General features: G+C 48.9%; 21 protein-coding genes. 12 read left to right on the forward strand and 9 right to left on the reverse strand.

Annotation, left to right across the window (positions count from 1 at the left end; genetic code table 11):
- The first annotated feature begins 6 nt into the window (after nt 1–6).
- On the forward strand, nt 7–423 hold the full coding sequence (locus tag ABD836_RS05290; protein ID WP_344933087.1) for a pyridoxamine 5'-phosphate oxidase family protein: 417 nt from the start codon (nt 7–9) through the stop codon (nt 421–423).
- Nucleotides 424–467: 44 nt separating this feature from the next.
- Here the strand turns inward: ABD836_RS05290 and ABD836_RS05295 are convergent, their stop codons facing one another.
- Entirely contained in the window at nt 468–3,584 is a 3,117-nt protein-coding gene (locus ABD836_RS05295) for an efflux RND transporter permease subunit (protein WP_344933090.1), read from the reverse strand.
- Nucleotides 3,581–4,768, reverse strand: coding sequence for an efflux RND transporter periplasmic adaptor subunit (locus ABD836_RS05300; RefSeq protein ID WP_344933093.1), 1,188 nt, complete (start codon nt 4,766–4,768; stop codon nt 3,581–3,583). The genes ABD836_RS05295 and ABD836_RS05300 overlap by 4 nt, the downstream gene beginning before the upstream one ends.
- A gap of 104 nt (nt 4,769–4,872) precedes the next feature.
- Here ABD836_RS05300 and ABD836_RS05305 point away from each other — a divergent pair, with 104 nt between their 5' ends.
- Nucleotides 4,873–5,502 carry a TetR family transcriptional regulator gene (locus ABD836_RS05305; protein WP_344933095.1) on the forward strand — a complete coding sequence of 210 codons (630 nt, stop codon included), beginning with the start codon at nt 4,873–4,875 and terminating at the stop codon, nt 5,500–5,502.
- Nucleotides 5,503–5,520: 18 nt separating this feature from the next.
- Here ABD836_RS05305 and ABD836_RS05310 read toward each other — a convergent pair whose 3' ends face one another.
- Entirely contained in the window at nt 5,521–7,899 is a 2,379-nt protein-coding gene (locus tag ABD836_RS05310; RefSeq protein ID WP_344933097.1) for a CHASE domain-containing protein, read from the reverse strand.
- Between the two features lie 424 nt (nt 7,900–8,323).
- Between ABD836_RS05310 and ABD836_RS05315 the strand changes: the two genes are divergently transcribed.
- The 3 genes from ABD836_RS05315 to ABD836_RS05325 are packed head-to-tail and all read left to right on the forward strand — an operon-like array spanning nt 8,324 to nt 11,127.
- Nucleotides 8,324–9,457, forward strand: a complete 1,134-nt coding sequence (locus ABD836_RS05315; RefSeq protein ID WP_344933099.1) for an NAD(P) transhydrogenase subunit alpha — start codon at nt 8,324–8,326, stop codon at nt 9,455–9,457.
- A gap of 9 nt (nt 9,458–9,466) precedes the next feature.
- Nucleotides 9,467–9,757, forward strand: a complete 291-nt coding sequence (locus tag ABD836_RS05320) for an NAD(P) transhydrogenase subunit alpha part 2 (RefSeq protein ID WP_344933101.1) — start codon at nt 9,467–9,469, stop codon at nt 9,755–9,757.
- Nucleotides 9,757–11,127 (forward strand): NAD(P)(+) transhydrogenase (Re/Si-specific) subunit beta, encoded by a 1,371-nt coding sequence (locus tag ABD836_RS05325; RefSeq protein ID WP_344933103.1) that lies wholly within the window; start codon nt 9,757–9,759, stop codon nt 11,125–11,127. The genes ABD836_RS05320 and ABD836_RS05325 overlap by 1 nt, the downstream gene beginning before the upstream one ends.
- 72 nt (nt 11,128–11,199) lie before the next feature.
- Here the strand turns inward: ABD836_RS05325 and ABD836_RS05330 are convergent, their stop codons facing one another.
- Nucleotides 11,200–11,667 carry a MarR family winged helix-turn-helix transcriptional regulator gene (locus ABD836_RS05330; RefSeq protein WP_344933104.1) on the reverse strand — a complete coding sequence of 156 codons (468 nt, stop codon included), beginning with the start codon at nt 11,665–11,667 and terminating at the stop codon, nt 11,200–11,202.
- Nucleotides 11,664–12,146, reverse strand: a complete 483-nt coding sequence (locus tag ABD836_RS05335; RefSeq protein WP_344933106.1) for a glutathione peroxidase — start codon at nt 12,144–12,146, stop codon at nt 11,664–11,666. The genes ABD836_RS05330 and ABD836_RS05335 overlap by 4 nt, the downstream gene beginning before the upstream one ends.
- Nucleotides 12,147–12,319: 173 nt before the next feature.
- Here ABD836_RS05335 and fliK point away from each other — a divergent pair, with 173 nt between their 5' ends.
- Nucleotides 12,320–13,651, forward strand: a complete 1,332-nt coding sequence (gene fliK, locus ABD836_RS05340) for a flagellar hook-length control protein FliK (RefSeq protein ID WP_344933108.1) — start codon at nt 12,320–12,322, stop codon at nt 13,649–13,651.
- On the forward strand, nt 13,648–13,956 hold the full coding sequence (locus ABD836_RS05345; RefSeq protein ID WP_344933111.1) for an EscU/YscU/HrcU family type III secretion system export apparatus switch protein: 309 nt from the start codon (nt 13,648–13,650) through the stop codon (nt 13,954–13,956). Before fliK ends, ABD836_RS05345 begins: the two co-directional genes overlap by 4 nt.
- Before the next feature lie 68 nt (nt 13,957–14,024).
- Here ABD836_RS05345 and ABD836_RS05350 read toward each other — a convergent pair whose 3' ends face one another.
- Genes ABD836_RS05350 through ABD836_RS05360 form a run of 3 tightly spaced genes read right to left on the reverse strand, consistent with a single transcriptional unit; the run spans nt 14,025 to nt 17,575 of the window.
- Nucleotides 14,025–14,813 carry an energy transducer TonB gene (locus tag ABD836_RS05350; RefSeq protein ID WP_344933579.1) on the reverse strand — a complete coding sequence of 263 codons (789 nt, stop codon included), beginning with the start codon at nt 14,811–14,813 and terminating at the stop codon, nt 14,025–14,027.
- A 33-nt stretch (nt 14,814–14,846) separates the two neighbouring features.
- Nucleotides 14,847–15,794 (reverse strand): response regulator, encoded by a 948-nt coding sequence (locus tag ABD836_RS05355; protein ID WP_344933113.1) that lies wholly within the window; start codon nt 15,792–15,794, stop codon nt 14,847–14,849.
- Between the two features lie 2 nt (nt 15,795–15,796).
- Complete coding sequence (locus tag ABD836_RS05360; protein WP_344933115.1) at nt 15,797–17,575, reverse strand: ATP-binding protein; 1,779 nt, start codon at nt 17,573–17,575, stop codon at nt 15,797–15,799.
- Between the two features lie 464 nt (nt 17,576–18,039).
- Here ABD836_RS05360 and ABD836_RS05365 point away from each other — a divergent pair, with 464 nt between their 5' ends.
- On the forward strand, nt 18,040–19,164 hold the full coding sequence (locus tag ABD836_RS05365; RefSeq protein ID WP_344933118.1) for a beta-ketoacyl-ACP synthase III: 1,125 nt from the start codon (nt 18,040–18,042) through the stop codon (nt 19,162–19,164).
- 6 nt (nt 19,165–19,170) lie between these two features.
- The gene (locus ABD836_RS05370) at nt 19,171–19,950 is read left to right on the forward strand and encodes a tyrosine-protein phosphatase (RefSeq protein ID WP_344933120.1); all 780 of its coding nucleotides are present in this window, start codon (nt 19,171–19,173) and stop codon (nt 19,948–19,950) included.
- A 140-nt stretch (nt 19,951–20,090) separates the two neighbouring features.
- On the opposite strand, the gene ABD836_RS05375 is transcribed toward ABD836_RS05370, so the two are convergent.
- Nucleotides 20,091–20,525 carry an excinuclease ATPase subunit gene (locus tag ABD836_RS05375; RefSeq protein WP_344933122.1) on the reverse strand — a complete coding sequence of 145 codons (435 nt, stop codon included), beginning with the start codon at nt 20,523–20,525 and terminating at the stop codon, nt 20,091–20,093.
- 219 nt (nt 20,526–20,744) lie between these two features.
- Between ABD836_RS05375 and ABD836_RS05380 the strand changes: the two genes are divergently transcribed.
- From ABD836_RS05380 to ABD836_RS05390, 3 genes are read left to right on the forward strand one after another with little or no spacing between them, the layout of a single operon-like run.
- A complete protein-coding gene (locus ABD836_RS05380) occupies nt 20,745–21,443 on the forward strand; it encodes a beta-ketoacyl synthase chain length factor (protein ID WP_344933124.1) in 699 nt (232 codons plus the stop codon).
- A 4-nt stretch (nt 21,444–21,447) separates the two neighbouring features.
- On the forward strand, nt 21,448–22,278 hold the full coding sequence (locus ABD836_RS05385; protein WP_344933126.1) for a lysophospholipid acyltransferase family protein: 831 nt from the start codon (nt 21,448–21,450) through the stop codon (nt 22,276–22,278).
- Nucleotides 22,241–22,474: a phosphopantetheine-binding protein gene (locus tag ABD836_RS05390; protein WP_344933128.1), complete on the forward strand. Its 234-nt coding sequence runs from the start codon at nt 22,241–22,243 to the stop codon at nt 22,472–22,474. Before ABD836_RS05385 ends, ABD836_RS05390 begins: the two co-directional genes overlap by 38 nt.

Raw genomic sequence — 22,474 nt, forward strand, 5'->3', positions numbered from 1 at the left:
ACGCACATGGACAGCATCGAGTTTTTGAACAACACCCTAGTCCCCGTGAGACTTGCCGCCATTGATAAAGACGGCTTTCCACTCATTTGTTCACTGTGGTTCATCCACCAAGATGGTGAGCTACTCTGCGCAAGTCACGCCTCAGCAAAAATTATCAGAGTAATAAAAGAAAATCCGCATTGTGCCTTCGAAGTTTCAACTAATGCAATACCCTATAAAGGCGTGCGCGGCAAAGCCGTTGCCACCTTAAAAAGCGACGCGGAAGGATTAGTCTTAAGCAAATTAATTGCGCGCTATTTGGCTAGCAGCCAACCCAAGCTGAGCAAATGGTTGCTAAGTCGACGTAAAGACGAATATGCGATTCACTTAAAAATAACATCGCAATCGAGCTGGGATTTTAGCAGCCGAATGCAAGGTGCTTAATTAATGCCGCGCCGCGTCACCTTTGCATCCGATGTAATACTGTACTATTTACTGCGTTTTAATTTTTCGCCCATGCTCGCAAATAAAACATAGAATAAAGGTACAAAAACGGTGGCGACAAATGTCGCGACTAGCATTCCGCCAATTACGCCAGTACCGAGCGAAACACGACTCCCTGCCCCCGCCCCACTGGCCATCGCTAAAGGCAAACAGCCCAACGTGAAGGCTAACGATGTCATCACAATAGGTCTAAAGCGCAAGCGAATCGCATCTACAGCAGAATCAACAATCGACATACCCTGTCGCTGCTTTTGCATCGCAAACTCAACAATCAAAATCGCATTTTTACTCGCTAAGCCGATAAGACAAACTAAGCCTATTTGAAAATAAATATCATTTTCTAAGCCACGCATCCAAGTAGCCGCTATTGCGCCTAAGAGCGCAAAAGGCACTGCCAATATAACCGCAGCCGGCACCATCCAACGTTCATACTGCGCCGCCAGAATTAGGAATACCATTAACACGGCAAGAACAAATGCCTGCCCACCAGAGCCATCTGATGATTTCTCTTGATAGGAGCTACCAACCCATCCTAAGGTGAAGTTACGACCAAGTACTTCGGCAGCAACGCGGTCAAGCGCCGCTATCGCATCTCCAGAACTAAAGCCCGGCGCCGGATTGCCCAGCACTTTCGCTGCAGGAAAACCGTTAAAGCGACTCACTGCATCCGGGCCAACAATTCGTTCAACACGCAATAGCGTGCGCAGCGATATAAGGCTGCCGCTCGCCGAGCGAACAAACACCTTAGAGAGATCTTCGGGGCTACCGCGAAAATCCTCTTCGGATTGTAAATTCACCTGAAAACTGCGACCAAATAAGGTGAAATCATTTACATACAAACTGCCAAATGTCGCTTGCATGGTGCTGAACACATCTGCAATCGGCACACCCAGACTTAGCGCTTTTTCACGATCTAAATACAAGCGGTATTGCGGGGTATTCATATCGAAAGTACTGTAGACACCTTGCAACTCAGGCTGCTGATTTGCCTTCTGCAGAAAATTACCAAGCTGGTCAGCCATCACCGCCATATCGCCATCGCCGCGATTCTGCATATAAAGCTCAAAACCACCGGTGGTGCTCAATCCGATAATAGGTGGCGGATTAAACGCGAACATTACACCATCAAGTAAGTCATGCCCCAAGCGCGGCAATCTCTGCGCTACGGCAACCGAACTCTGCTCCGACGTCGTGCGCTCCGACCAGTCTTTAAGCATAACAAAGGACACCCCAGCATTGGTTTTTTGCGCAGAAGACAAAATATCAAAGCCCGCAAAGGTCATGACACCCTTAACTTCATCTTCATCAATAATACGCTGACTCATGGCATCGGTTACCGCGGCAGTACGTGACAATGACGCCGCTGGCGGCGTTTTGTAAACCATAATCACATAGCCTTGATCCTCGGCCGGAACCAAACCCTTGGGAACCGTTTGGAACAAGAACCACATTGCGGCCATTAACCCGGCAAATATCAATAAACCAAGCGCGCGATGCTGTAGCACCCAGCTTGTTGCCGCCACATACCCGTTGCGAAGCCAGGCAAAACTGCGGTTAAAACCGCCAAGAAAACCGCGTTCAGTAGGTTTGTGGTCCTTGGTCTTCAGCATCATTGAGCACAAGGCTGGCGTGAGCGTAAGCGCGACGATGCCAGACAAAATTACCGAAACCGAAATCGATACCGCAAATTGGCGATACATTTCACCGGTTAAGCCCGCCATAAAAATAACTGGCAGGAAGACCGCACACAACACCAATACAATGGCAATCAACGGCCCGGAGACCTCCTCCATTGCCCGTTTTACCGCTGTATTCGCATCTACATGCTGTTCTTCCATGATGCGCTCGACGTTTTCAATGACAATAATCGCATCGTCAACCACAATACCAATAGCCAATATGAGGCCAAACAACGTCAGTAGATTAATTGAAAACCCGACAATATACAGACCCGCGAACGTGCCTATTATGGATACCGGAATCGCCAACAAAGGAATAATAGTCGCGCGCACATTCTGCAGAAACAAGAACATAACGAGCACCACTAATAGCAGTGCCTCAAAAAACGTCACTATGACTTCTTTAATTGAGTGTTCAACAAATACCGTGGTATCAAAAGCGAGGTCGAGATGAATCCCCTCAGGGAGTTTCTCCCGCACCGCGGCTAACACTGCCTGCGCTTCTGCGCCAGTTTCTAAGGCATTCGCGCCCGGCTGCAAATACATTGCGACGGGAACGGCTGGCTGGCCGTTAAAGGCGCCCTGGAAAGCGTAATCCTTAGCACCCAACTCAACGCGCGCAACATCACCTAGACGCAAGGTCGCACCAGAATTGCTCGAGCGCAAAATAATATGCTCAAACTCGGCGACGGTGGCCAAGCGCCCCTGCGTCGTAACCGTATAGGTAAATGGTGCATCCTCAACCATGGGTTCCGCAGCAAATTTGCCGGCGGCAAAGTTGGCATTTTGTTCACTCACCGCCCGAGCCACATCAGCTGGAGTTAATGCAAATTCCGCTAAACGATCAGGTTGCAACCAAATCCGCATAGAATAATCTTTGGCGCCCAATAAACGCGCATCGCCAATTCCGGGCAGACGCCGAAGCTCATCGACAATATTTAAAAGCGCGTAATTACTCAGGTAGATGGCGTCGTATTGGGGATTATCTGAGGTCAAGGCGTAGATCATCAAAATACTGGTCGAGCGCTTGCTCACCTGTATACCCAATCGCTTCACTGCCTCCGGAAGCCGGTTTTCAGCAACCGCCACACGGTTGCTAACATTGATTGCCGCTTGATCAGGGTCGGTACCGGTGGCAAAAACTACACTGATACTGACTACGCCAGAACTAGATGCCTGAGTAGACATATACAACATGCCGTCTACACCATTAATTTGCTGTTCCAACGGTGCGGCGACTGTCTCGGCAATAGTTTCGGCATTGGCGCCAGGGTAACTTGCGGTGACGACAATTTCCGGCGGTAAAAACTCCGGGTATAAGGCGATGGGCAGCCGCCCCATCGCCGTGGCACCCGCCAATAAAATCATTAGCGATAGAACAATCGACAATACCGGTCGGTCGATAAAAAATCGGGCACTCACTTGGCATTACCCTCAGTGGTAGCATCTTTATCAGCGCGCTCAACTGTGATCTCAGTGGGCGCCAACAGCGTGCCCGCTTGCACACGTGACACACCATCAACAATCACAACATCGCCAACATTTAAGCCGGATTCAATAATCACACCGTCCTCAGATTCCAGCCCTAGGCTTACGTTAACAATTTCTGCATGGTTATCTTTGTCGACACGAAATACATAGATGCCCTTCGCGCTTTGCATAATGGCCCGCGCTGGCACCACGATAGAATTGATACTCACCAAGCCATGTAAGCGCACACGTAAAAACTGCCCCGGTAATAGGCGGCTTTCAGGATTCGGCACAGTTGCCCGTAACTGGACCGTACCGGTCATCTTATCAATGGCGCTCTCGGTAAAATCAACATGCCCTAAATACGGATAGCGATCATCTGGGCCCAGAATAATTTCCACTTCGCGCTTGCCTTCGGCAAATTCAACTTCGCCGCGCTCAATCATCCGCCGAATACTCAATACCAATTTATCTGGCAGCGAAACATTAACGAGTATTGGGTCAAGCTGGGTTATCTCAGTGAGCAAGCTATTTCCCGGCCCTACCAGACTCCCCTCGGAGAGTTTCTCCCGGCTGGTCATACCCGCAATAGGTGCCCTGACCTGGGTATAATCTAAATTGATCTGCGCCGCCTCGACCTCGGCTTCGGCTAACTGCACCGCCGCCTGAGCAAAGTTCAAGTCAGACTCGGCGTCATCACGCTCGCGTCGGCTAATAGCATTGGTTTTAATAAGCTCACCAGTGCGCTCCCAACGCCGCATCGCGGCAGAAAGACCCGCATTGGCCTGGGCTAGCTGGGCTTTGCTGCGATTAAGGGCAACTTGAAACGGTGCCGCATCAATTTGAAATAACAGCTGGCCTGCTTTTACAGCCTGCCCCTCGGTATAGGTGCGGCGCAGTAAAATACCCTCTACCCGCGCCCGTATTTGAACTTCTTTTGAGCCCATTGCTCGACCTGGGTACAAGCCGCCGACGGGCACCGCACGCGCATCGATCGTTATTACATTTACCGGCACTGGCGGGCGCTTCGGCGCCGCTGGCTGCGATTGCTCGCAGGCACTTACCACAACAACTGAAATCAGCAACAACAAAACATGCGATAAAAAACGAAGGCGTGACTGTATGCCAATTACCATTTGCAACCTCTAGAGGGGGACTTACCATAATGGCGCTACTTTACATACATACGTGTATGTATGTAAAGTAGCGCCATTAAAAACCCCACATATAATTAGATTCTATGAGACGCTCTAAGGCTGACGCTGAAATAACCCGCTGCGCAATACTTGATGCCGCAGCAGATCACTTTGCAAAATTAGGCATAAATCGCACTCGACTCGAAGATATTGCAGTATCAGCGGGGGTAACCCGGGGGGCAATTTATTGGCATTTTAGCGACAAGGAATCATTAATTGCCGCAATGATTGACCGTGTCAGCAGGCCAACCGAAGCTGCGATCGCAGAGCTTAATAATATCCAGACATCAGAAACCCAATCCCTCGACACACTAAAGAACGTGGTAACAGATGCGTTTAACCGGATCTACAACAAACCCGCCGCCGCGCGAATTACAAGCTTTATGCTGCGCTACTCACTCAGCAAAGAATCTGAATGGCTTACCGGGCGCATTGAACAAGCTCGGCAATTAAACCTTGCCAATATAAGCCAGTTTATTAAGCGCGCGCAGCAAGCTGGATTATTAACCACAGAGTACGCGCCTGAATGTCTAGCCAACCATATACACGGCCATATTGTGGGCTTGCTCCACCAACACCTCAGCAGCCCTGCTCCAGGCCTCAGCCCAGAACATGTGGCCAACTCCATGGATTTAGTACTTAAAGGCCTCAGTCCAGCCAAGAAAAGGACATAGACTTAAGTCTCTGACGCATCAGACAGCCCCACGACCCCGATCAACAAACTTATTGATAGCTAATGGCAATACAATATCAAATCGCATCCCATGCTTCGGCTGAGTAACTACTGTTATCTGGCCTTGCAGCTGCTGCCGAACAATATTGTAAACAAGATGCAAACCCAAGCCGGTCCCGCCCGAGCCGCGACGAGTCGTGAAGAAGGGCTCAAAAATTTTCTTTGCCTGCTCCTCAGACATCCCCACACCATTGTCGCTAAACACGATTTTAACGGTCGAATCAACCTGGCTAATTTGCAAGGCGATACGACCGTGCTCGCCTTCCGGGAACGCATGAATCAAACTGTTATTTAATAAATTGATCACCACCTGCGCCAAACCACCCGGCACCGTGCGCAACATCATTGCATCAGGGCAATCCAATACGACCTCATGGCCACTGTGACGATAACTCGGCGACAGATGCACAAGCACATCACTTAGGTATTCATGTAAATTAATCTCACGGGTGTCGGTCGTCGATTGATCCACCGACACCTGTTTAAAACTACTTATCAAATTTCCCGCGCGCTGTATATTCGCCAACACGATTCGAGATGCCTCCGCCAAGCGCTGCAGCAAGCTGCCAAGTTCCGCAGAGGAATCGCCAAGATTAGGGAGCAACTCATTCAATCGCCTTAAATCTGCACTCAAAGTAGACTCGGCGGTAATCGCAATACCTAAAGGAGTATTTAACTCATGCGCGAAACCCGCCACCAAGCCACCTAGCGATGCCATCTTTTCGGCCTCGACCAAATGATCTTGCGTTTCCTGGAGCTGACTCAACATCAACCTTAGCTCTTCACCAGCCACTTCGGAACGGTATTTCTGTCCAGTAAGCACCAAAAAGGTCATTCCTAATAGCCCGGTAAACAACAGCCCTGCTGCCAATATACCCCAGGGCACGGCCGAGCGAGTGCCTACAAGAAACGACTGATTCGCGTCTGTCTGAAACCGCCATTGTTGATCTGCCACCTGCAGCATGCGGCGCTGACTAAACAAACCGTTATCGCTACTGGATAAATCGGCGCTGCGGTAAATAAGCGAACCGGCCGAATCGAAAACCGAGACAGACAAACCTTTTAAAAAGTTCGGCTGCAGTAAATAGCCGATCAGATCCCTTACCCTAAATACGCCACTCACATACCCAGCTAGCGCAGCGTTTCCGGCCTTAGTTTTATCGGACACAGGCAGATAAATAACGACCCCTTGCTGATCACCACTTTCTTGGACCAAGCGAATTGGATCAGTAACAGCCGGAGAACCTGTCGCCGCAGCGCGCAACAAGGCCTTGCGTGGCGCATCTGCCGACGCTATGTCATACCCTAAAGCCGCTACATTTACAGAAAGCGGTTCAATATAGCGAATAACAACGTAGTCATCTTTATCAGCCTGTAAAACCAGCTCACCATTCTGATCACGCCGTGTTACAAACACTGGCGCCTGACGGTCGGCACTCATCTGCGACTCTATTAACTCACGCTCACTCGCCGCTACACGCGCATTCCATGCCAGCGCATGAAAGCCCGAACTCCTCGCCAATATGCCTTCGGCGAACTCCCTAAAATCATCGTGAGATACATTTGAAGAAGCCGTAAACAAGCCCTGAACCGAGTGCAAAATCAACAAATGTGAATCTATCATCGCTTGCGCCCGCTGATACACTTGCTCACTGCGACCATCAAAATCAGTGTGCTGACGACTCAATTCCCAGCGACTTGCCGTAATGTACAAACCAACCACAATAAAGGTAACGCCGAGCAACACCGCAGACAAAATTCGACGGCGACTACGCCAGACATCACGCGGCTCCCCTATAAAAACGAATATCAGGGTCGCAAATATCATCACCCCTAAACCATCACCAACCCACCAGGTAAACCAATTAAACCCAAAATTCTCAGCATCAAGCTTTCCGGCAAGCCATAGTGCAGTCGTGCCAATACTTGCAGCCACAAAGCAACCTGCACCACATACAAATAAAATATATCGCCAAACAGACTGAACGGTATCTAACTCGCAGGGATATTTAACGAAACGTCGCAGCAACCACACGCTAAATATCGCCTGCAAACTCGCCCCCACGCCGATGACAATGGGCAACCAAAGCGAGGGATAAAACGCTAACCATGATTGCGCTTGAAACGCAGCCACATCAAAATTAACTAAAAAAGAACCCAGCAGAACACCAGGCCACAGACGATAACCATAGATAAGTAACAACGCCACGGCGATGCCAGCGGCAGGCCATATTGCTGTTGCATACCCAGGTGGAATAGCGAGCAGTAAAGCTAACTTACCAGCAAAAAAATAGCTTACCGCGGTTAGCATTACCCCCAGGACTGGACGATTAAACATTCGTCAGCCACTTAGTTGAAACTGTATTTCCAACATTCTCTACAACCATCCTTGCCTACCTGCATGTTCCACTGAGAAGATTAACCTAGATTTAGGCTGTAGCAGCAAACAGTGTAAAGTCCTGCACTAGCGCGCCACCATAAGTACATCTGCCTAAACCCACCCACAAAGCAGATCTCATCGACGACTATTTGATATTCAAAAAAACGACAAGCTGAAGATTTTCGACCAGCGTTTTTTCATAACCGGCAACGCCCCGCCAACTATCAATATGAAGCATGGTGCCATCACCTTGATTTATGTGGCTTCTACTCGAATTAGATAGCCAATATGACGCACACATTTATCGCATATTCACGCCACTTGTAATATCCTAGGTCGTTTACCCCATAACAAAATAGTTAACCACAATGGATCTACAACGATGCTCATAGGAATCCCAAAAGAACTCGCCACCGGTGAAAACCGGGTAGCGATCATTCCGACAGATGCCAAAAAGCTAATCCGGGCCGGCGCAACATTGCAAATCGAAGCTGGCTTGGGCTTAGGCAGCGGCTTCAGCGACCAGGAATATATCGACGCTGGCGCAACCGTCAGCAGTGATCGCAACGCTATTCTCGCGGCAGCAGAAATTATTCTACGGATCAGTAAACCGAGTATAGATGAAATCAGCCAAATGAAAGCTGGCTGCATCCATATTAGCTACTTAGACCCATTCAATGAGCACGCGCTAATTAAGGCTTTCCGCGATCAAGGCGTAAGCGCTATCAGCATGGAAATGATCCCACGCAGCACCCGCTCGCAGAAAATGGACGCTCTTAGCTCACAAGCCAGCTTAGCCGGTTATGTAATGGTGCTGCTTGCCACAACTAAACTGCCACGCATTCTACCCATGATGATGACACCTGCTGGCACACTAAAGCCATCGACTGCCTTTATCATCGGCGCCGGTGTTGCAGGTCTACAGGCGATTGCAACCGCAAAACGGCTTGGCGCCAAAGTTGTTGCCTTTGACACTCGTTCGGTTGTTGCAGAGCAGGTTCGCTCCTTGGGCGGCAAGTTCCTAGAGATCGATCTTGGGGAAACTGGCCAGACTAAAGACGGCTACGCGCTCGCGCTAACCGACGAGCAGATGAAATTACAGCTCGAAGGCCAGAAAAAGCAGATTGCCGAGTCTGACATTGTCATCACTACCGCTCAGCTGTTTGGCCGCAAGCCACCCGTACTGGTCACTAGCGATATGATTAAGGGCATGAAACCCGGCTCCGTTATTGTTGACATGGCAGCTGAGAGCGGCGGCAACGTCGAAGGCTCTGTCGCCGGAGAAACCGTTGTAGTTGATGGCGTAACAATTATCGGCGATGGCAATTGGTCCAATTTCGTCAGCCGCGATGCTAGCCAGATGTACTCAGCCAACCTGTTCAACCTAGTTGATGAAGGCTGGAACGGCGATGACAAGAAAATGGTTATCGATATGGAAAACGATATTCTACAAGGCTGCGTGATCACTCATGGCGGCGAAATCGTTAACGAAACCATTCAAAAACTGATTAACTAGGAGAAGATGATGGAAATAGCAGTTTATCTAGCTTTCATCTTAATGCTGTCTATATTTTTAGGCTTTGAGCTGATCAATAAAGTCCCCGCCACGCTGCACACGCCATTAATGTCGGGCTCTAACGCGATCTCAGGCATCACCTTAGTAGGTGCACTAACCTCTGCTGGCGCGGAACATTCTGGCCTCGCCACCATTCTTGGCACCATCGCCGTCGCAATGGCAACCATCAATGTAATCGGTGGTTATATGGTTACCGACCGCATGCTGGCTATGTTTAAGAAAAAAGGGAGCGCTAAGTAATGGGTATTGAATTACTGGTGAATCTGTCCTACGTGGCAGCTGCCGTCCTGTTTATTTTTGGCTTAAAAATGTTGGGCTCCCCAGCGACTGCACGCAAAGGTAACTTAGTGTCTGCAGTGGGTATGTTTATTGCTGTTGTAGTCACTCTGCTCGACCAGAGCATCATTGACTACAAATGGATTATCGCAGGTATTATTGTCGGAGGCTTAATCGGCGCCATGATCGCGCGCAGCGTCGAAATGACGGGTATGCCAGAAATGGTCGCCCTGTTTAACGGCTTTGGTGGTATCGCCAGCTTGTTCGTCGGCTGGGCAGCCTTGTACGGCCTTCCTGATGCCAGCGCCTTCGTATTAGTCACTATCGTGCTGTCAATTCTGATTGGTGGTGTGACCTTCTCTGGCAGCATGGTGGCCTGGGGCAAACTGAGCGAACGTATTTCAGGCAAATCGATTGTGTTCGGCGGCCAGCGCGTGTTCAACATCCTGCTGATTCTCGCCATTATCGCCACTTCAGCGATGTTCACGCTCAACCCCGATGTCGCTATCTACCTTTATGTAGTTATCGGCCTGTCGCTGCTACTCGGTATTATGCTGGTTATACCCATCGGCGGCGCCGATATGCCTGTCGTTATATCGCTTCTGAACAGCTACTCTGGCTTAGCTGCTTGCGCAGCGGGTATTGCGATCAACAACATCATCCTAATTGTGGCAGGCGCACTTGTTGGCGCCAGCGGTATTATCCTCACACAGATTATGTGTAAGGCAATGAACCGCTCACTCACCAACGTTCTGTTCAGCGGCTTTAGCGCCGTCTCTGCTGGCGGCGCCGCAGCGAAGATCGAAGGTGAAGCCAAGCCAATGAGCGCAGAAGACGCTTATTACATTCTTGAAGCCGCAGCTAGTGTTGTTATCGTTCCGGGTTACGGCATGGCCGTTGCCCAAGCGCAACACGTCGTTAAGGAGCTTCAAGAGCTGTTGGAGAAAAACGGCGCGGAAGTGGTTTACGCAATCCACCCCGTTGCCGGTCGCATGCCAGGCCACATGAACGTATTGCTTGCTGAAGCTGACGTTTCCTACGACCTACTATTGGAAATGGACGCGATCAACCCCCGCATGGAAACCTTCGATGTTGCGATCGTTATCGGCGCCAACGACGTGGTTAACCCCGCCGCTCGCGAAATGGAAGGCAGCCCAATCTACGGCATGCCGGTCATTAACGTGGACATGGCCCGCAATGTCTTTGTTATGAAGCGCTCAATGGCTTCAGGCTTTGCCGGTATCGACAACCCACTGTTCTTTAAAGAGAACACGCGGATGCTGTTCGGTGACGCAAAAGAAATGCTAGGCAATATCATTAAAGCGTTTAACTAAGCGATAGATATTGCACAGCAAAACGGGCTCCTTGGAGCCCGTTTTTTTATGCAAAAAAATATGCAAGATCATTCAATTATCTATATGCTCGCAAAGCGCCGGGAATATCTCATCCAACAGCTTTTTCAAACTCAGCAGTGCCGCAGGCTCTACGCCGAGCTTGGTCACCAACTGCGCTGGAATCTCACTACACTGTTGCTGCAATACCACACCGGCCTCGCTTAGGTGAATCAGCACCATTCGCTCATCACTATCTGCCCGCTGCCGATGAATATAGCCCAGTTGCTCCAAGCGCTTTAGGAGCGGCGTCAGGGTATTCGTATTGAGTAGGGCTTTATCGCCAACCACTTTAATTGAACACGGCGCATGCTCCCACAAAATCATCATGACAATATATTGCGGGTACGTCAGCCCAAGCGGTGTCAGATATTCTTGATATAGCCGCGTGATAAGGCGCGAGCTCGCATACAAGGGAAAACACAATTGATTCCCCAGCTGTAGCTGCGTCAGCATCGGCGTCGACTCCAAACCTACATTCATGCAGTAAGCGCCGCTTCAATATCCGCGACGATATTTTCCGGCTTTGTAGTGGGTGCAAAACGCTTAATTGCAACACCGTCTTTGCCGACAAGGAACTTGGTAAAATTCCATTTAACCGCGTTGCTTAACGTTCCCGGCGCAGCCTTTTTCAAGTACGCAAATAACGGATGTGCATTCTTACCATTCACATCAATTTTCTCAGTAATCGGAAAGCTAACCCCGTAATTGATAAGACAGCTGCCCTCAATCGTACCGGCATCGCCTGGCTCCTGATTCGCAAATTGATTACAAGGCGCGCCCAAAATCACCAAACCCTGCTCTTGATATTTTTCATATAACGCTTGCAAACCTTCGTACTGGGGCGTTAAGCCACACTTACTGGCGGTATTCACAACGAGCACAACCTTGCCCTTATACGCAGTTAAGTCCAGCTCTTTACCCTGCAAATTGCTAATTTCAAAATCGTATAGTGTTGTCATAATGCACTCCCTGAAGCCAATCACAGCCAGTAAAAATCGTTTTAATAGACCATACATTGAAACAGATATTTGTATCGCGCACAATTATATCGTGCACGATACAATTAAATTCAAGCTTAGCCGATAAATGCCGCTAATATGAGATACTCAAGCGTTAAGCAAATGAACCACTTATGGTAATTATTAATCCGAGCAACGCGACACAGCCAGCGGCATTTAATCGCCCGGCTGGGCCGGCGCCGATCTTGCCGACTGACAAGGTGCTTAATGCCGTTGTTATGGGCCAACGCGCGGAACACCTATACGAACTTGCATCGGGTAATTTGCGGTTAATGGCAGAGAGCCAAACGGCTCTGCGTCGCGGTGAACAGCTATTACTGCAAGTGACTGGCAAAGACGCCAATCAACGTCCAACGCTACAAGTACTTAACACCAATAACAGCGCGATAGCACCCCTGCTCAAAGCCATGCTACCCCAACAGCAAAGCGTCAATCAGCTAGTCGCCAGCATAAATCAGCTACTAAGTAGCCCCGGCGACCCCGCACTAAAGAATTTAACTAGCGGCCTTTTAAACACCCTTCCCTCCCGCCAACAAGTATCCGACCCCGCCGGCTTACGAGAGGCTATTCTTAGTAGCGGATTTTTTATGGAAGGTCAGCTAGCTGCGGGCATCGCGCCGCCAAACGATTTAAAAAGCGCCCTATTACGGCTGGCCCAACAACTTGAGAACCTCCGCTTGAGCAACGCGTCGAATTCACAGGAAGGCGCAAACAAAACGAATAAGCTCATTCAAGACTATAGCGGGCTTGCACGTGGCGCAGCCACAAAGCCCGAGCTATCACTACCTACAAATAGCCCAGCAAACCCCAGCGCAACACCGAGCAATGCGAAATCAAATTTGAGCACCAGCTACAGCAGCCAGCCGCCAAGCAGTGATTTGCCCGGCGTATTACGTTCACAACCTCGGCTTCCAACAGAATTACTCGACCCAAAACTTAATCACGAAGCTGTGCTCAAACAACTGCTGCAAGATAGTCGCGGCGCAATCGCTCGACTCGAATCCCACCAGCTGCTTCACTTGCAACAGAAAGACCCACAACAGAGCCAATATCTCGTCGAGCTGCCGGTACGAAGCAATGACGGTGTTGATATCTGGCAGATACAGCTGCAATGGCAGCGCTCACCAGATGAACAGGAACAGGAGCCCAACGACACCGCAAGTGAGGATAAACATCTAAGACGCTGGCAAATTAACTTAAATTTCGATTTGCCGGGTTTAGGGGCAATCAACACCAAAGTTATTCAGCACGGCAAGCAACTAGCCATTACCTTTAACACTGAAAATCAGGCAACGCGCGCCCTTATCGAACAGCGCCAGCATGAGCTCAGTCAAAGTTTAGAAGAGCAAGGAATTACCGACACCGAGATTCTTACCCACACAGGAATTAGCCCTGCGGCAAGTTCGCCACTGAGCAACCACTCGCTACTAGAGGACAAAGCATGAGTCGGGCACCAGGCGAAATTGCCGTTTCGCTGCAGTACGACGGAAGCACCGCCCCAACAGTCAGCGCTAAAGGTGAGGGCGAAGTTGCAAAACAAATATTGTTATTGGCCACTGAGCACGATATACCTATCTACCGAAATCCACAGCTCATTCAGCTGCTTAGCCAGGTAGAACTAGACGACGAAATACCGCGAGAACTCTATGTTGCCGTTGCCGAAATTATTGCATTCGCCTACCGGCTAAAAGACAAGACACCAGAACCGGTAGAGAAAGAGGTAAACACAGAACCCGCCGAAAAAGAATAATTCGACAGGTAAAAAAGATTTTAAAGAATGGCTGACAAGGTCATCTACTCTCGCAAATGACCTAAATTCTAACGCGTTAGCTTCCAAGTAAAGCGCAGCTGCGTTAAGGATTCTACCGGTTTTCCGTTCACAAGTTCTGGCTCAAACTTGCATTTGGACAAAGCCGACAAGGCACGATAGTCAAGACGCCGAGTTCCGCTAGACTCTATTATCTTACCGTCCTGAACTACGCCCAAAGTATCAAGCGAGAACTCCATGGTAACCGTACCCTGCTGCCCTAGTCGGACAGATTCGTCGGGGTACTGAGGCCGTGCACAGCTATCCCAGTCTATCGTTGCAGGACGACGGCTAACCACGGCTGGCTTAACCTCCTCCTTTGTGGCCGGCAACTCTTCACTCGGCGGTGCAACAACTCGGGCACGCGCCGATGCAAGCGCTTGTTGACGCGCCTTTTCAGCATTATTGGCGCGGGTTTCAGCGGCTTCAGCGGCACGAGCCGCCGCTTCCGCCGCGGCCTGAGCAACCGCTAATGCTGCAGATTGCTCTTGCAGCGTAGCCAGCTGTTGCTGTTGAAGCTGGCTTTGCTCATGCTGACTGAACTCCCCGTCCAAACGGCGCTGCCATTCTGCTAATACCGCTTGCTCCTCGGATTGCAATGCCTCATCATTTTGCGCCGCAGACAATTCAAATGTCGCGGCCTCACTGGCGGCGGTCGGCGTTGCACTCTGCTCACTACCAGACGATAGAAATGCTGCTAATCCCGCTGCAGCACACACTCCCAGCAAAGAAATAGCAATGACTGATTCCGCTGATTGCCCAAACCCGGTTTTTCTTGGCGACGCCACTGCATCCATCATTTCACTCACAATATAACCTCCGCTCTAGTGCAGCTATGCCGTCAATCCAAACAAACGCCCAATTCGCTTAAATACCCCACGAGTATCATTTGCTGGCGGTGGTGCCGCTTCAGCGGCAATGCGTAATGTTTGAGCGGGATTCTTATGCAAGATTTCGTAGCGACGCATCGCCAAGTTAACACTGCCGCGCAATAAACCTTCACTAATCGGCTTGCTTAAGAAGCGGTAAATTTGGCCGCGGTTTATTAGATCAATACCCTGCTCGGCATCAGATTGCCCAGTTAGAACAATCGCAACTAAACTTGGATGATACTGGCGTAACGCACTAAGCAGATCAATAACGGCTTCACCGCCAACGGTGAGCTCTGTGATAATCACACCAATTTTATGCTTCTCAAGCTGTTCAAAGGCCTCATCCAAGTTTTTTGCAGAATAAACAGCACGCTCTCGACCTAGCACCCGCTGCAAGGTATCGCGGGTCCCTGCATCGTCATCTAAAATCAGGGTGCCAACATCATCTACACCGGGAATATAAACTTTCTCATTAACGCCTTCTTCAACAGCCGATTCAACGTGTTCTATCGCAGAGGCCTTTACCGCTGCGGCAATAGTCTGGCGCAAATCTACATTCGACCACGGCTTATTAATAAAGCGAAAAATCTCGCCGTCATTAATTGCTGCCAATATTGCACTTAGATCTGAATAACCGGTAAGTAATACGCGAATAGCACGAGGTCGAATATCTTTAGCAGAACGCAACACTTCGACGCCGGTCATTTCGGGCATACGCTGATCACTGACGACGACATCGACATCTCCTGCGCGCAAGATGTCTAAAGCTGCTGGGCCAGAATTAGCTGTAACTACATCGTAGTCTCTACGAAATAAAGCCTTTAGCGCCACTAAAATCCGAGGTTCGTCGTCTACAAACAAAATGCGCGGTTTAGCTTCTGTCGTTTCCATATTTGCTGGTTCAAGCATTATTATTCTCCAAGCAGAACTACGTCATTCGCAGGTGAAACATCTGCCACTTTTACTACGCTTTTTACCGGAAGGCGAACCACAAACTCAGTACCTTTACCAAGCTCAGATTCTACCTCTATTGTGCCACCATGATCTTCAATAATTCGGAATACGATCGACAAGCCCAATCCCGTTCCCTTGCCCACTGCCTTGGTCGTAAAGAATGGTTCAAATATATGGGCGCGAGTATCAGCGTCCATACCACTACCGCTGTCGCGAATAGCAACTTCAACATTCTCACCAACTTGCCGCGTTGTAATTTGAATTAGGCCGTGGCCATCCATCGCTTGAGCGGCGTTATTAATGAGATTAAGAAAGACCTGATTCAATTGTGATGGCGCGCAACTAATCTCCGGCAGTTCAGCATAATTACGCTCAACATTAACGCCATCTTTCAGCTGGTTATTACAAATTTTAAGCGCGGTATCAATGCCCGCATTTAAATCAAAAAGCTGAGATTGAGAGCGATCTACACGACTAAAGTCCTTAAGACTCAGAACCAATTCAGATATCTGATTTAAACCATATTCAACATCTGCTAAAAGCACATCAAATTCTTCGATACTTTCCGCATCAACCTCTTGCCCCATTTCCTGAATGGACTCGCGAATGATTTCGACGTTACTACTGGCGTAGCCTAGCGGCGTATTAATTTCATGGGCGACACCCGCCACCATCTGACCTAACGATGCCATCTTCTCAGATTGGATCAACTGACCCTGCTGCATTTTTAAATCATCTAGTGCTTTACTCAGGGCTTGGGTCCGCTTGTTAACAATTTCTTCCAGATTACTATTAGTGTCCTGCAATTCATTATTCGCGCTATCGAGTGCCGAGAAGCTTGACCGTAAACGCACCGCAATCAAGCCAAATGCCAGTAGTAAGGCCACGGCATATACCGCGAGGGTTTGGCGATACCGGCGGGCAGTATCTTGTAAGCCTTGGAAATGCTTTTCATATGCGGCCTGTAAGCTCTGCAGAGCTATACCAGTTTCAATCGAGTCAAACTGAGCTATCAACGACTGTAACTCATCGCGACTACTGCGCAATAAATCGACAGTTTCTAACAGGTGCCGCAACGCGCCGCGTGCCGCGTCATTATCAAGCTGCTCGGCCGCCTCACTAACTTCTCCGCCAAGACGATTAATCAGATCGGCGTTCTCAGGCGACGATTGCAAGCTGTAAGCGGTTGCCTCTTGGAGCAACATCATTACACGTTTACGAAGTGACTCAGACTCATTAACCACTGGGGCGTTAAGCACCGAGATTCCGGCTACCCGCATCACTGAGAAATGCTGCGCCAAGCGCGCCAAACGAGCCGAATAATCATTTAACAGGCTCAATTTGTCGCTCGCTTGCAGGCGATAAGCCTGTAAGGCGTCGTCCATTTCGTCATTCAAACCGCTCAAACCCGCCTGACCACTGCTCAACGCACTTTGAGCAATATCAAATCGGTCACGCGCCAATTCCAAGTCTCTAGCGCCAGACTCAAGCGCCAAACGTGCTCGCAATATTTGCTGATTAAGCTCGACGTCGGCTTTGGCGGCACTGTCTATTTGCTCCAGGCGTATTACATGAAGCCCAGTCTCTAAAGGGTTACGGAGCATCTTCCACAACAGGAATACGATTAAACTCAAGGCGAGCGACACCGCCAAGATCACTAGCATTCGCTGCAGGGTAAAACCACGAGATCGACCATCAATAGCCGGTGTTTTCTTGGGGTTTGCCATAAAATTCATCGACGCTTCACTTATTATTATGGTGGAACATTAATTTCAGCTATTCGCAACGATAAAAACATTAGCGTTGCGCCCCACCTCGGATTATCTAAAATTTATTATGTATACAAGCTGTTATCAGAATGACTTACGCTAACTTATTATTGGAATTTCGAATACGAAGGAGAATAAAAGGTCGCCATGGAAATGTCTAGTACCAATGACACAGGTAGGACACTATATGCGACATAGTGACTATCCTGAAGTGAGACCGACACTCTACAGAATCGATAAAACACGTTTTTTCCTGTTAAAAAAGCACTCAGGCCTAGGCCTGAAGCGACTCTCAGCTAGGGGCAAATCTTGCGCTGACACACGAATTCAACATGTCTTCGCCGTTTTGTTATTGCAATATATAGACTGCATGAGCGTTGTCCGTCACACTCCCACTTAATACTTTACATGAACGAATAGGGATAAATCACATGAACTCCTCTGTTGTCATAAGCGGGGTGGGCCTATGGACTCCAACACATAGCATTAGCAATGAAGAGCTCGTTGCAAGCTATAACGCCTGGGCTGAGAACTTTAACCTTGAAAACAAGAGCGCGATCGAAGCTGGTGAACTGGCCGAAAAACCGTTTTCTAGCCCAGCCTTTATCGAAAAAGCCTCTGGTATTAAAAGCCGCTACGTCTACGCCAAAGATGGCATTTTAGACATAAAGCGCATGCGCCCCATATTGGACGTACGCGATGACGAGCAAGTCTCGCATCAAGCGGAAATGGCTATTTCTGCGGCGAAAGAAGCCCTGAAATCCGCGAACAAAACAGCCGCCGACATCGACATGGTCATTGTTTCCTGCGCCTACACTCAGCGCTCCTACCCTGCCATTGCGATAGAAGTACAGGCTGCACTCGGGATCAAGGGATTTGGCTTTGACATGCTCGTTGCCTGCTCCGCAGCGACCTTTGGCTTACAGCGAGCGGTTGACGCGGTTAAAAGCGGAACGTCAAAAGGCGTATTGGTTATCAACCCTGAACTCACTACCCCGCAAATAAATTTCACTGATCGAGACTCACACTTCATCTTTGGTGACGTCGCGACCGCCGTAATTGTCGAAAGTAGCGACACCTGTCAATCAGACCACGCTTTTGATGTGCTTAGCAGTAAATGCGTCACCGCCTACTCGAATAACATCCGTTCTAACTTTGGCTATACAACACGCACAACGGATGAAGACCCGTACTCAGCCGACAAACTGTTCCATCAAAATGGCCGAAAGGTATTTAAAGAAGTTTGCCCAATGGCAGCAGAGCACATCGAAAGCCATCTACAGAGCGAAGGTATCCAAGTATCTGACTTAAAGCGCTGGTGGCTCCACCAAGCTAACATCAACATGAACTTGTTGATCAGCAGACGCTTATTAGGCCGCGATGCCACAATTGAAGAGGCACCGGTTGTATTAGATGAATATGCAAATACTGCTTCAGCGGGCTCTATAATTGCTTTCGCCAAATACCATGACGATTTCATTACCGGTGATATTGGCGTTATTTGCTCCTTTGGCGCAGGCTACTCAATTGGCAGCTTAATTCTCCGGAAACGATAAGCTCTCATGGCCAAACCTGCCGACAATCAGCGCCGACTCCTCTTGGACGGCGCGCCCAATATTCGCGACCTCGGCGGCTATCCAACCCACGACGGTGGCACAACACGCTGGAAGAAATTACTGCGCGGCGGACGCCTATCTGGACTTAGCCCCAGCGATCAGCATCTACTGAGCGCATATGAGATTAAAATCATATGCGACTTTCGCAATGCAAATGAATACCAACAAGATGTCACCAAACTCAGCCAGCAATCGAATGCCGTAATACACAACCTTAGTATTAGCCCAGGCAACCAGCAAAATTTTGTCGATATCAGTTTGATTAATGCAAACGACATGGCGCTTTGGATGCAGCAGATCAATCGCGAACTCGCATTAAATCACAGCCAGCGATTTCGGCAAATGTTCGAGCTATTACTAAGTACAGACGGTGGTGCGTTTCTTTTCCACTGCTCTGCCGGCAAAGACCGCACCGGCTTCGCCGCTGCGCTAATTTTGTCGGCGCTGGATGTCCCGCGCAGCACCATAATGGAAGACTACCTTCTCACCGCGCAATACTACCCACCGGCAGGGGAACTTGATTACCTCACTAACAAGTACGCAGCAGACAATCCCGAAGTTGACCTAGAACTATTTGCAACACTCACATCGACCCGCCGCGAATTCCTCGACGCCGCATTGAACGCAGTTGATGAAAATTACGGCTCTATTAACAATTATCTCGAAACAGAAATAGGCCTGGACGCCCAGAAACGCAGGCAGCTAAAGCAGTATTATGTAGAGTAACGGTCCAGCTTCAAGAAAAGTAAATATGGGAAATATTCCGGCAAAAGGTGTAAAAACATCAGCACCCTTTGCCGAAATACTCCACGGGATCAGTTGGGCAGCGCGAGTGCTACCGCCACAACCATCCGCAACTTAACAATTTATGGTAATTTCACCACATCACCTGTTAAGGCTACGCCAGTAATGATCGCACCGGTATGGCATTCATACTCAGTGGTACTAGAAAACGCATTCTTGTTATAAAAACTTCTGATGTTAACCACCGCATTACCGCCAGCAGCGATTGCGCTCTTCTCCAGTGCCAGCAATGCAGATAAAAGCACCCATTCACAGCTTTCGCGATCGGTTTTATTAAAGCCGTTGGTCTTTTTACTGGTGACACGTTCGCCAAAGCGCTGAGTAGGCGTGGGATGGGCTTGATCGCCAAAATAAAAGCGTACAGACGAATTCAAGCGCTCTTTAAAATCCGCCCGCGCCATCGCAGATTCAATCGACATTAAATGTTTGGTATCTCTAGCATTTACGTTAATACTTACTGCCATTAACGCCACAACTAAAATTAAAATCCGTTTCATTCTGTTCACTCCTACCCGATGTCTATACGAAGATCCAAGCATCCTACGTAAGCCAAAACCACGAATCAAGCCCCCTATCACTATTACCCTAAGCCGCAAAGGCCCTCGAGACAGCTTGTTACGAGTCTAATATCTGGTAGAATTGCTGCGCATTCAGGTAGTTGGCGATTAATCAAACAACCACTACCTGTCGAAGTACTTCACAACGATGGACTAGGGATGTCTATACCGTTTGCAATTTCTAGCTGGTCAGGGTGGGCAGGTACGCCAATAGCTGGACTGGAGCCGAACTCCAAGCTCACCTATTCATCGACCCCAGACGTCCAGAACATACCGCCACTGCTTCGTCGACGCCTCAATCTTCTCGGGCGGGCGGCCGCCAGTGAAATTTTGCGACACAGCGAAAAAAATGATGACACCCCCGTGGTATACGCCAGCAGGCACGGTGACATCGAACGCACTCTTGCAATATTGCAGGAATTGGCGGACCAACAAACCGTCTCACCAATGAATTTCAGTTTGGCAGTACACAATGCTATTTGTGGTGTCATATCTATCCACCAAGCATTGCGCGGCAATATTTCAACCATTGCGGCTATCGATCCCCTTGTGCCAGTGCTGCTCGAAGCTTGCGGCTTATTGGCTGAAGGTCACAACAAAATATTGTGTGTAATCTGCGACGTCAGTACACCGGAGATTTATCGTGAAGAGCAGGAACTAGTCGAAACGCCTTATGCCACCTGCTTCGTTCTAACGAGAGGTAACAGCTTGCTATTGTCGCCAGAACAAAACCCCGTTAGCAACAACAATCAAGACGAAATGCACATTGAGCTACGGTTCAATAATTTCTTAAGCTCAAACTCATCCAACTTTAACCTCAAGCACAACGGTCAAAGTTGGAAAATATGCAAGCAGTAAGCTTATGAATATTCTCAAGCGTATTAATTACTACTGGCGCCTAATCGCAACTGCAATTTCGTTTTCACTCTTTGGTATTGGCGGAGTGATTATTCCCATTATTAGCACGCCAATACTGTTCCTTATCGCCCGAGGCCAAAGGCGACGTCAATTAGCAAGGCGCCTCACTCACCTTTCTTTCAAAACTTTTATTCACATGATGCGTGCCTTAGGCATCTTACGTTGGGATATTCGCGGCATCGAAAAACTGCAGCGCAGCAGCGGCTTGGTTTTGGCAAATCACCCAACTTTAATTGATGTAGTATTTTTGGTCGCCCTAATCCCAAATGCTAGCTGTATTGTTAAGGGTAAACTCCTCAGCAATCCGGCTATGCGTGGATTTATAACACTCGCGGGCTATATAACCAATGACGGTAGCGATAATTTGCTCGATAGCGTAATAGCCGACGAAGGCATACTTATTGTATTTCCAGAAGGGACCCGTAGCACCGTGGGCCAACCATTACACATGCAACGCGGCGCAGCCAATATTGCCATTAGAAGCAATACCAACATTACGCCAATTATTATACGCTGCGAACCGATTACTCTCAGTAAACAGCACAAGTGGTATCATATACCGGATCGGCCATTTGCAATATCAATCGATGTTAAAGACGATATTTCTATTGCGCAATTTACCGAGGGGCCAGCCACCCTTGGCGCACGCCGGTTAACCAAATACCTAGAGCATTATTTTTCACAGGAAAGCCAGCCATATGAGTACACAAGAAATAATTCAGGAGCTGAAAGCCCTGTTGATCGAGACATTGGACTTGGAAGACATCTCAGTTGACGATATCGCTGACCATGATCCACTATTTAATGAAGGCCTTGGACTCGACTCAATTGATGCTCTGGAAATTGGCGTTGCGCTGCAAAAAAAATACGGCATTAAACTAAACCCAGATACCGACGACGTGAAATCCTACTTCGCCAGCGTCAGTCAGTTAGCAAAATTAGTTGAAAACAACAGCAAAACTGAGGTTTAA

The sequence above is a fragment of the Zhongshania borealis genome (assembly GCF_039539625.1).
Lineage (GTDB): Bacteria > Pseudomonadota > Gammaproteobacteria > Pseudomonadales > Spongiibacteraceae > Spongiibacter > Spongiibacter borealis.